This is a genomic window from Idiomarina aminovorans (assembly GCF_023155095.1).
GTDB classification, from domain to species: Bacteria; Pseudomonadota; Gammaproteobacteria; order Enterobacterales; family Alteromonadaceae; genus Idiomarina; species Idiomarina aminovorans.
Window position 1 is genome coordinate 155,163 of record NZ_JAKNDA010000002.1, and the last position, 14,965, is coordinate 170,127.

Genomic DNA, 14,965 nt, shown 5'->3' on the forward strand with positions numbered 1-14,965 from the left:
TTTTTGTTGCAAAAATTCTTTACTGGTCTAGTGTGTCTTTACAGGTAACTGAAAATTAGCAGTGCTGTAGCTTACTGTTTACACATTGGATATTAATAACGATAAAAAGGAATCCAAGATGGCTAAGGGGCAAACTTTACAAGACCCATTCTTAAATGCGTTACGTCGTGAGCGCATACCAGTATCTATTTACTTAGTTAACGGTATTAAATTGCAGGGACAAATAGAGTCTTTTGACCAGTTTGTTGTCTTATTAAAAAACACAGTTAGCCAAATGGTTTATAAGCACGCAATTTCAACAATTGTACCCGCGCGTATCCCGCAAAATTATTTGCCGCAACAAGCTGGCGAAGATATGGCTGAATTAGAAGATTAATGATTAAAGAGAGGTCTGGGCAACTTGTTCGATAGGTATGAAGGTGGCGATAACGCAATATTGGTTCATGTGGATTTGCCCGCAGAACTTGATCGGGAAGATCTCTCAGAATTACAACTCTTAGCTGATTCTTCGGGCGTAAAGACCATGGGAGTGATGACGACAAGTCGCAGCTCCCCAACTCCACGATATTTTGTGGGTAGTGGTAAAGCAGAAGAAATTGCCGAACAAGTGAAGCTGTTGGGCGCTAACATTGTTATTTTTAATCACGCATTGTCGCCAACTCAAGAGCGTAATCTGGAAGCTGTTTGTAAATGCCGGGTGCTAGACCGTACCGGTTTGATTCTCGATATTTTTGCCCAGCGAGCCCGAACTCATGAGGGTAAATTGCAGGTGGAATTAGCTCAACTGCGACATATATCCACCCGCTTAGTACGAGGCTGGACCCATCTGGAAAGACAGAAAGGTGGTATTGGTCTGCGTGGACCGGGTGAAACTCAGCTCGAGACAGATCGTCGCTTAATTCGCGGACGAATTAAAAATATTTTAAAGCGTCTGGAGAAAGTCCGGAAGCAGCGTGAGCAGGGACGTCGGGCTCGTAAAAAAGCTGATATCCCCACCGTATCTCTGGTTGGGTACACCAACGCGGGCAAATCAACACTATTTAATGTTCTGACTGAAGCCAATGTTTATGCGGCAGACCAGCTGTTTGCTACTCTGGATCCAACCTTACGCAAACTAGCGGTAGAAGACATTGGTGACGTTATACTGGCCGATACGGTAGGTTTTATCCGTCACTTACCGCACGATTTAGTGGCAGCGTTCAAGGCAACCTTACAAGAAACCCAGGAAGCGGATTTATTATTGCATGTGGTTGATGTCAGCGATGACCAACAGCAGAATAATATAGATCAGGTTGCTGAGGTTTTAGAAGAAATTGACGCTGGTGAAGTACCACAATTGACTATTTGTAATAAAATAGATCAAGTCGATGGTGCTGAACCGAGAATCGACTACGATGACAACCAAACACCAGTAAGAGTTTGGGTTTCAGCCCAGCAAGGTCGTGGTATAGAAGAAGTGATGGAAGCTCTAAGGCAGATACTTGGCCCTCAAATGGTCGAGTCGACTCTGAAAATCCCGCACTCAATGGGTAAATTACGTGGTACATTATATCGCTGGGATTGCGTAACATCAGAAGATGTTTATGAAAATGGTGAACTTGCATTGCAAGTACGCATGTCATCGGTAGACTGGCAGCGTTTACATAAAGCCTACGGCAATCAACTGGACGATTTGGTCGTCCAGCAATAATATTTTAGCAACAGTTTTATCAAAGACTTGGAGCATTCAATGGCTTGGAATCAACCGGGAAACGGTAATAATAATGACCGTGACCCATGGAAAAATCAAGGTGGCAAAGATCAAGGGCCGCCTGATCTCGATGAAGCAGTTCGCAAACTGCTTTCTAAATTCGGTTTTGGTGGTAAAAAAGGTGGCGGCTCTCGCGGTAGCTCCGGTATACCGGCTAAAGGCGTCGGTATTATCGCGATTATTGCTATCATCGTTTGGTTCATTTCTGGTTTCTACACAGTAAAAGAAGCGGATCGTGGCGTTGTTCTGCGTTTTGGCCAGTTCCATACTTTAGTTGAGTCTGGACTTCACTGGCGTCCGATGTTTATTGACTCGGTAGAAGATGTTGACGTCAATAATATTCGCTCGGATACAACCGATGGCTATATGCTGACTCAGGATGAGAACGTGGTTCGGGTTGAACTGGACGTTCAATATCGGGTTGTTGACCCGCGTTCTTATCTGTTTAACGTAGAAAACGCTGATGGCGTATTGTCGCGGGCGACCGACAGTGCCTTACGTTACGTTGTTGGTCACACCACCATGGACGAAGTGTTGACTCGTGGTCGTGAAGAAGTCAGAGCAAATACTTTGGAAGTGCTTGAACAAACAATGAATCCTTACACGGTTGGTTTGCAAATTGTCGATATTAACTTGTTGCCAGCACGTCCTCCGGAAGCAGTCAAAGACGCATTTGACGATGCTATTTCAGCACAGGAAGATGAAGAACGCTTTATTCGTGAAGCTGAAGCTTATGCTCGCGAAGTAGAGCCTTTGGCCCGCGGTCAGGTACGCCGCATGCTGCAGGAAGCGCAAGCTTATCGTGAACAAATCATTCTGGAAGCCCAGGGTGAAATTGCTCGTTTCGAAGAACTGCTGCCGCAGTATCAAAATGCACCGAAAGTCACACGTGAACGTATCTATCTGGATACATTACAGGAGCTTTATGCGAAAACACCTAAGGTACTGGTTGACGTGGACGGTGGTAATAACATGATGTATCTACCACTTGAAAAACTTCTCGAAAAGCAAGGTCGCAGTACGAATACATTTTCTCCAGCGCGTGTTCCTGAAAACGCTTCAGGCAATTCCTTAAACAGTGGAACACAGTCGCAAAATACGCGCAGCAGTAACCGCAGTGGGGGTCGAAACTAATGAAAAACCTAATCGCAATTATTGTTGTGGTCCTGGTCGTTCTGGGTCTTTCCTCTGTTTATGTGGTTAAGGAAGGCGAACGGGCTATCCTGATTCAGTTCGGAAAAGTAGAGCGGGACGCACAAACCGGTGAAGCAATGGTCTTTGAACCTGGCTTGCACCTGAAGATTCCTTTTATAGAGCAAGTGAAAAGACTGGATGCTCGTTTACAGACGTTGGACGGCGATCCTGATCGTTTTATCACTAGTGAGAAGAAAGATTTGATTGTTGATACCTATGTAATGTGGCGTATTAACGATTTCTCAAGTTTTTATCTAAGTACTAACGGCGGTAATTATCTGCAGGCTGAAGCACTGCTGACTCGTCGTATTAATAGTGGCTTACGCAGTGAGTTTGGTAATCGCACAATCTCAGATATTGTCTCTGGTGAGCGTGATGAGTTAATGCGCGAGGCTCTGATACAGGGCTCAGAAAGTGCCTCTGATTTAGGTGTTGAGGTTCTCGATGTTCGTGTTATGCAAATTAACTTACCAGACGAAGTCAGTCAGTCGATTTACCAGCGTATGCGTGCAGAACGTAACGCAGTAGCAACAGAGCACCGTTCTGAAGGTCGCGAGCAAGCTGAGTTCATCCGGGCTGATGTTGATGCTCGTATTACGGTAATGCTTGCTGATGCTAAGCGTCAGTCACGTGAACTGCGTGGTGAAGGTAATGCAAAAGCGGCGAAAATTTACGCTGATGCGTATCAAAAAGACGCAGAATTCTTTGCATTCATTCGTAGCATGGAAGCTTATAGCAGTTCCTTTGGCACCGGCAATGATATGTTAGTGCTGGATGCAAACAGTGACTTTTTCCGTTACTTGCAAAACATGATGGGAAAAATTGAAGAATAATTAAGATCGAGCGTCTGATGTGATCATCAGGCGCTTTCCTCCGATGTACAAACCTCCCGATAAAAGGTAAGATCGCTTCGATTTTTTTTATGCGGGGCAATCATGAGTCAGAACGTTGTAATTCTAGGCACCCAATGGGGTGATGAAGGCAAAGGTAAAATTGTTGACCTGTTAACCGATAAAGCGACAATGGTCGTGCGGTATCAGGGAGGTCATAATGCCGGGCACACATTGGTTATTGACGGTGAAAAAACCGTTCTGCATTTAATTCCGTCAGGTATTTTGCGCAAAAATGTTCAATGCATCATTGGTAATGGTGTGGTGCTATCGCCTGAAGCACTGATGGAAGAAATGGCGATGCTGGAAGCACGTGATGTACCCGTTGCTGAGCGCCTGAGAATTAGCAAAGCCTGCCCATTAATCCTGCCTTTCCATATTGCGCTTGACCAGGCCCGTGAACGTGCACGCGGTAAAGAGGCCATTGGTACAACGGGGCGTGGTATTGGCCCTGCGTATGAAGATAAAGTGGCTCGTCGGGGTCTGCGCGTTGGTGACTTATTTGATATGGAGCGCTTTGCTAAAAAACTGAAAGAGCTGATTGATTACCATAATTTCTTTTTAGTGGAATACTACAAAGCTGACGCCATAGATTTCGATACTGTACTAAAACAGTGTGAAGAGTTTGCTCAAGTATTAAAACCAATGGTAACTGACGTGCCTGCTTTATTGGATAAAGCGCGTAAAAATGCCGATTCAATTATGTTTGAAGGTGCTCAGGGCACACTGTTGGATATCGACCATGGCACATACCCCTACGTTACTTCTTCAAACACGACCGCCGGAGGCGTTGCAACCGGAGCCGGTTTTGGGCCGCGTTATATAGATTACGTATTAGGTATTGTGAAAGCCTATACCACCCGCGTAGGCAGTGGCCCATTCCCTACCGAGCTCGATTGTGAGGTGGGTCAGCACTTAGGTGAGAAAGGTCACGAGTTTGGTGCAACCACAGGGCGTAAACGTCGCACTGGCTGGATAGACGCGGTAGCTATGCGACGAGCAGTACAAATTAATTCTATCAGTGGCTTCTGTTTAACGAAACTGGATGTGTTAGACGGGCTTGAAGAATTAAAGATCTGTACCGGTTATCAGCTTTCTGACGGAAATGTAATAGAGCACCCTCCGCTATCAGCGGAAGATTACCAACTGGTTGAGCCTATTTACGAAACGATGCCAGGCTGGCAGCAAAGCACTGTGGGTCTATCAAAGCACAATGATTTACCACCTCAAGCTTTGGCTTATATCGCTCGTATCGAAGCATTAACTGGTGTACCGGTAGATATCATTTCAACCGGGCCTGATCGTAAAGAAACGATTATCTTGCGGCACCCGTTTGGGAAATAAGCGACGATAGTGTATGTTACTAAAATAAGGTCAGTTTTTATTCGATATAGATAAAAACTGACCAGTCAGAGCAAAAAAATTAAAAAAAATGCGCGCACCTATTGCACTATCAAATTTAGTACCATAGAATGCGCTCCACCTAACCGGGGTGCCGGCATAGCTCAGTTGGTAGAGCAACTGACTTGTAATCAGTAGGTCCCGAGTTCGACTCTTGGTGCCGGCACCAATTCTAATTGCAAAATGCGGGAGGGGTTCCCGAGTGGCCAAAGGGATCAGACTGTAAATCTGACGGCTCAGCCTTCGCAGGTTCGAATCCTGCCCCCTCCACCACGCAATTTCCCTGGTTTTGAGGTGGCCTCACAAAATTGTGAATTTGCGGGTGTCGTATAGTGGCTATTACCTCAGCCTTCCAAGCTGATGACGCGGGTTCGATTCCCGCCACCCGCTCCAAATTCCGTCAGTGCTGATATAGCTCAGTTGGTAGAGCGCACCCTTGGTAAGGGTGAGGTCGGCGGTTCAAATCCGCCTATCAGCACCATTTCAATTTAGGCCTCTAATAAACCTCGGTCATGCTTTTTCGCTTGGGTAACACACCGAAAGAATTTTATTAGAGAGGCTGCAATGTCTAAAGAAAAATTTGAACGTTCGAAGCCGCACTTAAACGTCGGCACCATCGGTCACGTTGACCACGGTAAAACAACTCTGACGGCTGCTATCACAACAGTTTTGGCAAAAGTTTATGGTGGTGCGGCGAAAGACTTCGCAGCCATCGATAACGCGCCGGAAGAGAAAGAGCGTGGTATCACCATTTCAACGTCACACGTTGAATATGACACGCCGACCCGCCACTACGCGCACGTAGACTGCCCGGGACACGCTGACTATGTTAAAAACATGATCACCGGTGCGGCGCAGATGGACGGTGCTATTCTGGTCGTAGCAGCAACCGACGGCCCAATGCCACAGACACGTGAGCACATCTTGTTGTCACGTCAGGTCGGCGTTCCTTACATCGTGGTATTCATGAACAAATGTGACATGGTAGACGATGAAGAGCTGTTAGAGCTGGTAGAAATGGAAGTTCGTGAGCTGTTGTCAGAATATGACTTCCCGGGCGACGACCTGCCGGTGGTTCAGGGCTCAGCACTGAAAGCGCTGGAAGGCGACGAAGACTGGGCGAAGAAAATTGTCGAGCTTGCAGACTCGCTGGATTCTTACATTCCGGAGCCAGAGCGTGACATCGATAAGCCGTTCATCATGCCAATAGAAGACGTATTCTCGATTTCAGGTCGTGGTACGGTGGTAACGGGTCGTGTAGAGCGCGGTATCGTGCGTACAGGCGACGAGTGTGAAATCGTTGGTATGAAAGATACGACGAAGACCACCGTTACCGGTGTTGAGATGTTCCGTAAGCTGCTTGACGAAGGTCGTGCCGGCGAGAACATCGGTGCGTTGCTGCGTGGCACGAAGCGTGACGACGTAGAGCGTGGACAGGTATTGGCGAAGCCAAAAACAATCACGCCGCATACGAAGTTCGAAGCGGAAGTTTACGTACTGGGTAAAGACGAAGGTGGCCGTCATACGCCATTCTTTAAAGGCTATCGTCCCCAGTTCTATTTCCGTACAACAGACGTAACGGGCGCAGTAGAATTGCCGGAAGGCGTAGAAATGGTTATGCCTGGCGACAACCTGAAATTCGTTGTAGATTTGATTGCTCCAATCGCAATGGACGAAGGTCTGCGTTTCGCTATCCGTGAGGGTGGCCGTACCGTAGGTGCAGGCGTTGTATCAAAAATCATGGACTAAAGCAGTCGAATTGATTTTAAGAGCCTGGCTTCGGCCGGGCTTTTTTATGCGCGGTATAGCGGACATAGCCGCCTGCTAGGCTTGCGTCAAAAAACATAATAGGTATAATACCGCGTCCAATCTTGCACCAATTGCAAGGTTGGATAATTTAGGGGCGTAGTTCCAATTGGTAGAGCAGCGGTCTCCAAAACCGACGGTTGGGGGTTCGAATCCCTCCGCCCCTGCCAGATTTTATTGATTCAAAGCGAAGACCGGTCGCAACTAGGATTAAAGAATGAGCGCAAATAACGAGACGCAAAGCAGTTCGTTGAACAGTTTGAAATGGATAATCGCAATCGCCCTTTTAGTTGTTGCTATTGGCGGTAATCACTATTACACAGAAGAATTGTCGGTTTTATACCGGGCAATTGCTGTCGTCATTTTAGTTGCCTTAGCAGGTTTCTTTGCCAGTACGACCATTAAGGGAAGAACTTTCCTGTCGTTTGCAAAAGAAAGCCGAACCGAAGTTCGAAAGGTAGTTTGGCCGTCGCGTCAGGAAGCGACTCAGACAACGCTTATTGTTGTTATTGCGACCGTTGTTGTAGCACTTATTCTTTGGGGCCTTGATGGCATCCTGGTGCGCATCGTTGGCTTCCTAACCGGACTGGAGTTTTAACTATGAGCGAACAGAAACGTTGGTACGTCGTACAAGCTTTTTCCGGTTATGAGGCGCGGGTTGCCGAATCTTTGAAAGAATATATTAAAATGCATAGCATGGAAGATAGATTCGGTGAAATTCTGGTGCCAAAAGAAGAAGTTGTCGAAATGCGTGGCGGAGTCCGTCGCAAAAGCGAACGCAAATTCTTCCCGGGTTATGTTCTGGTCGAAATGGACATGGATGAAGACGCATGGCATTTAATCAAGAGTGTGCCTCGTGTACTTGGCTTTATTGGTGGCAGCAGCGACCGGCCAACACCTATCTCGAAGAAAGAAGCTGACGCTATCTTAGATCGTTTACAAGATTCTGTAGACAAGCCCAGACCTAAAACCTTGTTTGAGCCTGGTGAAGTTGTTCGTGTTAACGACGGACCTTTTGCTGACTTTAACGGTACCGTTGAAGAAGTCGATTACGAAAAGAACCGTGTTACTGTATCGGTTTCTATCTTCGGCCGCGCAACCCCGGTTGAACTTGAATTTGGCCAGATAGAAAAAGCCTGATCGAAAAGTCAGCAAGACAATCATTGATCTATGGCGCGAAGTCAATTACAATTCGTGTCCTTTTTTAACGGGAAGCCGTTGGAGTAACTTTCCTCTGAAAAGTTACAAGGCGCTAAACCCACAACAGAGGTAATTATCATGGCGAAGAAAGTATCGGCCATTATCAAATTACAGGTAGCTGCTGGTTCAGCTAACCCATCACCGCCGGTTGGTCCTGCATTGGGTCAGCACGGTGTGAATATCATGGAATTCTGTAAAGCATTCAACGCACAGACCGACAGCTTAGAAAAAGGCGCGCCGGTTCCAGTTGAAATTACGGTGTTTGAAGACCGTTCATTCACGTTTATTACTAAAACGCCTCCTGCGTCTTTCTTGTTGAAGAAAGCGGCTGGTATTAAAAGTGGTTCAGGCGAGCCAAACACCAAGAAAGTTGGTACAGTAACTCGCGAGCAGTTAGAAGAAATTGCGAAGACAAAAGAACCAGATTTGACTGCTGCCAGCATGGACGCAGCTGTACGCACTATCGCCGGCTCTGCTCGCGCGATGGGCTTGAACGTGGAGGGTTAATCAATGGCTAAATTAACAAAACGCGCTCGTTTGATCGCAGAAAAAGTTGAAGCCCGAGATTACGATGTGAATGAAGCTATAACTCTATTGAAAGAGCTGGCAACGGCGAAATTCACCGAAAGTGTCGATGTCGCCTTAAACTTAGGCATTGACGCTCGTAAATCTGACCAAAACGTTCGTGGTGCAACTGTACTACCAAACGGTACCGGCCGTGATGTTCGTGTCGCTGTATTCACTTCAGGTGACAATGCAGAAAAAGCCAAGGAAGCGGGCGCGGATATCGTTGGTATGGAAGACTTAGCAGAGCAGGTTAAGAAAGGTGAAATGAACTTCGACGTCGTTGTCGCATCACCCGACGCAATGCGCGTTGTTGGTCAACTAGGTCAAATCTTAGGTCCGCGCGGCCTGATGCCTAACCCGAAAACTGGTACTGTGACTCCTGATGTAGCAACTGCCGTTAAAAATGCAAAAGCTGGTCAGGTTCGCTATCGTAATGACAAAAATGGTATTGTTCACGCAACAATCGGTCGCGTAGATTTCGATAACGATAAATTGAAAGAAAACCTTGAAGCGCTGTTGGCGGCCATTAAAAAGGCTAAGCCTTCATCGGCTAAAGGTGTTTATTTAAAACGCATCAGCCTGTCTACGACAATGGGTGCGGGTGTTAGCATTGACCAGGCAACTGTAGCAGCGGGTTAATTTGCGACAGTTAGAACGGACAATGTAATGGTTTATGGGTTGGAGCTGCCGTGGCGTTGCGAAAACGTAACAAAACAAGGCTCCCGTCCAAGACCGTAGGTGTACCGCGAAAATCTCAGAATATTGAGTAGCGGCACTTAATTTCCTACGCAGATGGTGATATCCGACTCAGACTCTCTGGGTAGAGAATCACCGTGACAACGCGGTGGGTTTTATCCCACCTAATTGTAACGAGGGGCTTCGGTCCCAAATTGAAAACGAGGTGATATCAGTGGCAATTGGTTTAGCCGGAAAGAAAGCCATCGTTAAAGAAGTTAACGACGTCGCTTCAAATGCGCTAGCCGTCACCGTTGCTGAATATCGAGGCATCGAAGTAGCCGATATGACTGCACTGCGCAAGAAAGCTCGCGAGCAGGGTATTTTCGTTAAAGTTGTGCGAAATACACTAGCAAAACGTGCTTTTGAGGGTACTCAGTTTGAAGACATGGGCGATGCACTTAAAGGACCTCTTGTTTACGGGTTTTCAATGGACGCACCGGGCACATCAGCTCGTTTGTTCCAAGACTTCTCTAAAGAAAACAAGAACTTGCAAGTGACGGCTCTGTCAATCGGTAATGGCATGATGGGTCCAGAAAAATTGGATGCAGTTGCCTCACTTCCGACTCGTGACGAAGCATTGGCTAAATTGCTCGCCACCTTCAAAGAACCTGTTAGCAAATTCGTTAAGACAGTTAACGAAGTACCTAGCAAGTTTGTTAGAACGTTGGCAGCAATTAAAGACGCTAAATAATACGTTGGTTTTTTTAACCATTTTTTGTAATTATAAACCCAGGAGTTTAGAGTAATGGCTCTGACTAAAGACGACATCTTAAACGCGATCGCTGAAATGCCAGTAATGGAACTGGTTGAATTGATCGAAGCAGCTGAAGAAAAATTCGGCGTTGACGCATCTGCAGCAGTAGCAGTAGCTGCTCCAGCAGCAGGCGGCGAAGCAGCAGCTGAAGAACAAACTGAATTTGACGTGGTACTGAAAGCAGCTGGCGCAAACAAAGTTTCCGCTATCAAAGCTGTTCGCGGCGCAACCGGCCTTGGCTTGAAAGAAGCTAAAGCTATGGTTGAGTCTGCACCAGTAGCAGTTAAAGAAGGTGTAAGCAAAGACGAAGCAGAAGAGCTGAAAAAGCAGCTTGAAGAAGCTGGTGCGGAAGTTGAAGTTAAGTAATTTCACTTTTGTACGACATACGGCCTTTTAGGCCTTGGGCTGGTGGTTAATTAATCACCAGCCCTTTTGCGCTGTATCGCTTGTATCATTTTGCCCGAGGTTGGATACGAATAAGCGAAAAAATAACAACGGGATCGACAGATAAAAGATTCATCTGTTTTTAACCATCGAACCACTCGTTGGTTAGGGTCATCAATCAGCTAGCTGAGGAACCCCATGGCGTACTCCTACTCAGAAAAAAAACGTATTCGTAAGGATTTCGGTAAACGACCTCAGGTCTTAGAAGTTCCTTATTTGCTGTCTATGCAGCTTGATTCATTTAAGAAATTTATTGAAGTCGATCCAGAGGCCAATAATGGTCTGGAAGCGGCTTTTCGTTCGGTCTTTCCTATTGCCAGTTATTCTGGTACTGCGGAACTACAGTACGTCAGTTATCACATGGGTGAACCTGCGTTTGACGTTGAAGAATGTCAAATTCGCGGCATTACCTACTCAGCACCATTGCGTGTGAAACTGCGTCTGGTACTGTTTGATAAAGAAGCAGCTGCCGGTACAGTTAAAGACATCAAAGAACAAGAAGTGTACATGGGCGAAATTCCGTTAATGACAGAAAACGGAACTTTCGTTATCAATGGTACAGAGCGAGTTATCGTTTCTCAGCTCCACCGTTCACCTGGTGTATTCTTTGATCACGACAAGGGTAAATCACACTCGTCAGGTAAAGTCCTGTATAACGCGCGTGTTATTCCTTACCGTGGCTCTTGGTTGGATTTTGAATTTGATCCTAAAGACAACGTTTTTGTACGTATCGACCGGCGTCGTAAATTGCCGGCGTCAATAATTCTTCGTGCACTGGAATACAGCACCGAAGAAATTCTTGATATGTTCTTCGACACCACGTACTTCGAGATCCTTAAGACAAAAGTTAAGATGCAGTTAGTGCCTGAACGTCTGCGTGGCGAAACCGCCAAGTTTGATATTAAAGGTGCCGAAGACGAAGTGCTTGTCGAAAAAGGCCGGCGTATTACCGCACGTCACATCCGCCAGTTAGAGAAACTGGGCATTAAAGAGATGGAAGTGCCGGCAGAATACATGGTCGGAAAAGTATTAGCGAAAGATTACGCCAATAAGAAGACAGGCGAAGTGGTTGGTCATGCGAACGAGGTGCTGACACTCGAGCTTATCGCTGAATTAAGTGAAGCTGGCATCAAGAAAATTGAAACGTTGTTCGTCAATGATCTGGACCATGGCCCATACATGAGCGAAACCTTACGCGTTGATTCGAGCACCAATCGCTTAGAAGCTTTAGTCGAAATTTATCGAATGATGCGTCCTGGCGAGCCGCCAACACGTGAAGCTGCTGAAACCTTATTTGATAATTTGTTTTTCAGCGAAGATCGCTATGATTTATCGACCGTCGGTCGTATGAAGTTTAACCGTCGTATCGGTCATGATGATCTAACTGGCCAAACCACTCTATCCCGTGAAGACATCGTTGATGTCATGAAAAAACTCATCGAAATCCGTAACGGCTTGGATGAAGTGGATGATATCGATCACTTGGGTAACCGTCGTATTCGTTCGGTTGGCGAGATGGCAGAGAACCAATTCCGTGTCGGCCTGGTTCGTGTTGAACGTGCAGTTAAAGAACGCTTGTCGCTGGGTGATTTAGATAACACCATGCCACAAGACCTAATTAATGCTAAGCCAATCAGTGCAGCGGTAAAAGAATTCTTTGGTTCAAGCCAGCTGTCACAATTCATGGATCAGAACAACCCATTGTCAGAAGTAACGCATAAGCGTCGTATTTCTGCTTTAGGTCCGGGCGGTTTGACACGTGAACGCGCAGGCTTCGAGGTTCGCGACGTACATCCAACGCACTATGGCCGTCTGTGTCCAATCGAAACGCCGGAAGGCCCAAACATTGGTCTGATCAATTCGTTGTCTACGTTTTCGCGTACCAACGAATATGGCTTTTTAGAAACGCCTTACCGCCGTATTGAAAACGGTTCGGTTACAGACGATGTTGATTATTTGTCCGCTATCGAAGAAGGCAACTATGTTATTGCACAGGCAAACGTAGGGCTAAACGATAAAGGCGAATTAACAGAAGACTTAGTGCCGTGCCGTCATAAAAACGAATTTACGCTAATGAGTAAAGAGCAGGTCCAGTATATGGACGTTGCGCCCCAGCAAATCGTTTCTATTGCAGCGAGTATGATTCCGTTCCTTGAACACGATGATGCTAACCGGGCACTGATGGGCTCGAACATGCAACGTCAGGCCGTACCAACCTTGCGGGCAGATAAGCCGTTAGTCGGTACTGGTATCGAACGCACTATCGCTGTTGACTCTGGGGTTACTGTCGTGGCTAAGCGTGGTGGTGTTGTCGATTTCGCAGATGCCAGTCGTATCGTCGTTAAGGTTAACGAAGAAGAGATGGTTTCGGGTGAAGCGGGTATCGATATTTATAACCTGACTAAATATACGCGTTCCAACCAGAACACCTGTATTAATCAGAAACCAACCGTTAATCCGGGCGAGCCTGTGACACGTGGCGACGTCTTAGCGGATGGTCCGTCAACAGATTTAGGCGAACTGGCATTGGGCCAGAATATGCGCGTGGCTTTCATGCCATGGAACGGTTATAACTTTGAGGATTCGATTCTGATTTCTGAGCGCGTAGCGCAACAAGATCGGATGACAACCATTCATATCCAGGAATTAAACTGTGTTGCTCGCGATACCAAGTTAGGCGCAGAAGAAATTACTGCGGATATACCGAATGTTGGTGAATCTGCATTAGGCAAACTGGATGAATCCGGTGTTGTTTATGTCGGTGCAGAAGTAAACGGCGGCGACATTCTGGTCGGTAAAGTTACTCCTAAAGGTGAAACACAATTAACCCCTGAAGAGAAACTCTTGCGAGCTATTTTCGGTGAGAAAGCGTCTGATGTTAAAGACAGCTCTCTGCGTGTTCCAAACGGTGTAAACGGTACGGTTATTGACGTACAGGTATTCACTCGCGATGGCGTGGAAAAAGATAAGCGTGCCGTAGCGATTGAAGAGATGCAACTGGCTAAAGTTAAAAAAGACCTGACGGAAGAGTTTAAGATTCTTGAGGAAGGTATTTATAACCGTGCCCGTAACTTATTGTTAAGCAATGGTTTTGACGAAGCTAAACTGGCTAGTCTGGATCGCGCAAGCTGGTTAACTCAGGACCTGGGTAACGAAGATGCGCAGGCTCAGTTAGAACAAATTGCCGAACAGTATCAACAAATTCGTGATGATTTCGATACTAAGTTTGAGACTAAGCGTCGTAAAATCACTCAGGGTGATGACTTAGCGCCTGGCGTTCTTAAAATCGTCAAAATTTACCTGGCCGTTCGTAAGCGCATTCAGCCTGGTGATAAACTGGCCGGCCGTCACGGTAACAAAGGTGTTATTTCAACCATCATTCCTGTGGAAGATATGCCACATGATGATGAAGGGAACCCGGTTGATATTGTCTTGAACCCGTTGGGTGTTCCATCGCGGATGAACATTGGTCAGATCCTCGAAACGCACTTGGGTATGGCTGCTCGCGGTATTGGTAGTAAAATCGAAAAAATGCTGAAGCAGCAACGAGCTATCAAAGAGCTACGAGATTTCGTGCAACAAGTCTATGACTTGGGAGAAAGCCGCCAGAAAGTCGATATTGGTGAGTTTTCTGACGATGAAGTGATGCGTTTAGCCGGTAACTTGAAAGGCGGTCTACCGACTGCTACACCAGTATTTGATGGTGCTGTCGAAGCGGAAATTAAGGCATTGTTAAAGCTGGCAGGCTTACCTGAATCCGGTCAAGTTCCGTTATTTGACGGTCGTACCGGTGATAAATTTGAGCGTGAGGTAACCGTTGGTTACATGTACATGCTTAAATTGAACCACTTGGTCGACGACAAGATGCACGCACGTTCAACTGGCTCGTACAGCTTGGTTACTCAACAACCACTGGGTGGTAAAGCTCAGTTCGGTGGTCAGCGCTTCGGTGAGATGGAAGTCTGGGCATTGGAAGCATATGGTGCGGCTTATACCTTGCAAGAAATGTTGACAGTGAAGTCGGACGACGTGAACGGTCGTACGAAGATGTATAAAAACATTGTCGACAACAACTTGCAGATGGAAGCGGGAATGCCGGAATCCTTCAACGTACTGTTGAAAGAAATCCGCTCGCTGGGCATCAATATCGAGCTAGAACAGAACTAAGACGCTGTTGCTGGAATAAATTGGGGGAGTGCTTGCACTCCCCGTAGGTTGAAC

General features: G+C 46.5%; 13 protein-coding genes and 5 tRNA genes. All 18 read left to right on the forward strand.

The window, feature by feature from the left end; translation table 11 throughout:
* Window positions 1–118: 118 nt before the first annotated feature.
* The 18 genes from hfq to rpoB all read left to right on the forward strand — a co-directional run bounded on the left by hfq (window position 119) and on the right by rpoB (window position 14,911).
* Window positions 119–376 (forward strand): RNA chaperone Hfq, encoded by a 258-nt coding sequence (gene hfq, locus L8G48_RS04850; protein WP_248263483.1) that lies wholly within the window; start codon window positions 119–121, stop codon window positions 374–376.
* A gap of 24 nt (window positions 377–400) precedes the next feature.
* Window positions 401–1,690, forward strand: a complete 1,290-nt coding sequence (gene hflX / locus L8G48_RS04855; RefSeq protein WP_248263484.1) for a ribosome rescue GTPase HflX — start codon at window positions 401–403, stop codon at window positions 1,688–1,690.
* A gap of 39 nt (window positions 1,691–1,729) precedes the next feature.
* Window positions 1,730–2,884, forward strand: coding sequence for an FtsH protease activity modulator HflK (hflK, locus tag L8G48_RS04860; RefSeq protein WP_248263485.1), 1,155 nt, complete (start codon window positions 1,730–1,732; stop codon window positions 2,882–2,884).
* Entirely contained in the window at window positions 2,884–3,777 is an 894-nt protein-coding gene (hflC, locus tag L8G48_RS04865) for a protease modulator HflC (protein WP_248263486.1), read from the forward strand. Before hflK ends, hflC begins: the two co-directional genes overlap by 1 nt.
* A gap of 102 nt (window positions 3,778–3,879) precedes the next feature.
* A complete protein-coding gene (locus tag L8G48_RS04870; protein WP_248263487.1) occupies window positions 3,880–5,178 on the forward strand; it encodes an adenylosuccinate synthase in 1,299 nt (432 codons plus the stop codon).
* A 150-nt stretch (window positions 5,179–5,328) separates the two neighbouring features.
* Window positions 5,329–5,404 (forward strand) — tRNA-Thr (locus L8G48_RS04875).
* Window positions 5,405–5,423: 19 nt separating this feature from the next.
* Window positions 5,424–5,508, forward strand: a tRNA-Tyr gene (locus L8G48_RS04880).
* Between the two features lie 45 nt (window positions 5,509–5,553).
* Window positions 5,554–5,628 (forward strand) — tRNA-Gly (locus tag L8G48_RS04885).
* Window positions 5,629–5,640: 12 nt separating this feature from the next.
* Window positions 5,641–5,716, forward strand: a tRNA-Thr gene (locus tag L8G48_RS04890).
* An 83-nt stretch (window positions 5,717–5,799) separates the two neighbouring features.
* Entirely contained in the window at window positions 5,800–6,984 is a 1,185-nt protein-coding gene (gene tuf / locus L8G48_RS04895; RefSeq protein ID WP_248263488.1) for an elongation factor Tu, read from the forward strand.
* A gap of 150 nt (window positions 6,985–7,134) precedes the next feature.
* Window positions 7,135–7,211, forward strand: a tRNA-Trp gene (locus L8G48_RS04900).
* Between the two features lie 47 nt (window positions 7,212–7,258).
* Window positions 7,259–7,639 (forward strand): preprotein translocase subunit SecE, encoded by a 381-nt coding sequence (gene secE, locus L8G48_RS04905; protein ID WP_248263489.1) that lies wholly within the window; start codon window positions 7,259–7,261, stop codon window positions 7,637–7,639.
* 2 nt (window positions 7,640–7,641) lie between these two features.
* Entirely contained in the window at window positions 7,642–8,181 is a 540-nt protein-coding gene (gene nusG / locus L8G48_RS04910) for a transcription termination/antitermination protein NusG (protein ID WP_248263490.1), read from the forward strand.
* Between the two features lie 138 nt (window positions 8,182–8,319).
* Window positions 8,320–8,748: a 50S ribosomal protein L11 gene (gene rplK, locus L8G48_RS04915; protein WP_248263491.1), complete on the forward strand. Its 429-nt coding sequence runs from the start codon at window positions 8,320–8,322 to the stop codon at window positions 8,746–8,748.
* 3 nt (window positions 8,749–8,751) lie between these two features.
* Window positions 8,752–9,447: a 50S ribosomal protein L1 gene (rplA, locus tag L8G48_RS04920; RefSeq protein ID WP_248263492.1), complete on the forward strand. Its 696-nt coding sequence runs from the start codon at window positions 8,752–8,754 to the stop codon at window positions 9,445–9,447.
* 271 nt (window positions 9,448–9,718) lie between these two features.
* The gene (gene rplJ / locus L8G48_RS04925) at window positions 9,719–10,237 is read left to right on the forward strand and encodes a 50S ribosomal protein L10 (protein WP_248263493.1); all 519 of its coding nucleotides are present in this window, start codon (window positions 9,719–9,721) and stop codon (window positions 10,235–10,237) included.
* A gap of 54 nt (window positions 10,238–10,291) precedes the next feature.
* Window positions 10,292–10,666 carry a 50S ribosomal protein L7/L12 gene (gene rplL / locus L8G48_RS04930; protein WP_126783193.1) on the forward strand — a complete coding sequence of 125 codons (375 nt, stop codon included), beginning with the start codon at window positions 10,292–10,294 and terminating at the stop codon, window positions 10,664–10,666.
* Window positions 10,667–10,882: 216 nt separating this feature from the next.
* Window positions 10,883–14,911, forward strand: a complete 4,029-nt coding sequence (gene rpoB, locus L8G48_RS04935) for a DNA-directed RNA polymerase subunit beta (protein ID WP_248263494.1) — start codon at window positions 10,883–10,885, stop codon at window positions 14,909–14,911.
* Window positions 14,912–14,965: the final 54 nt, after the last annotated feature.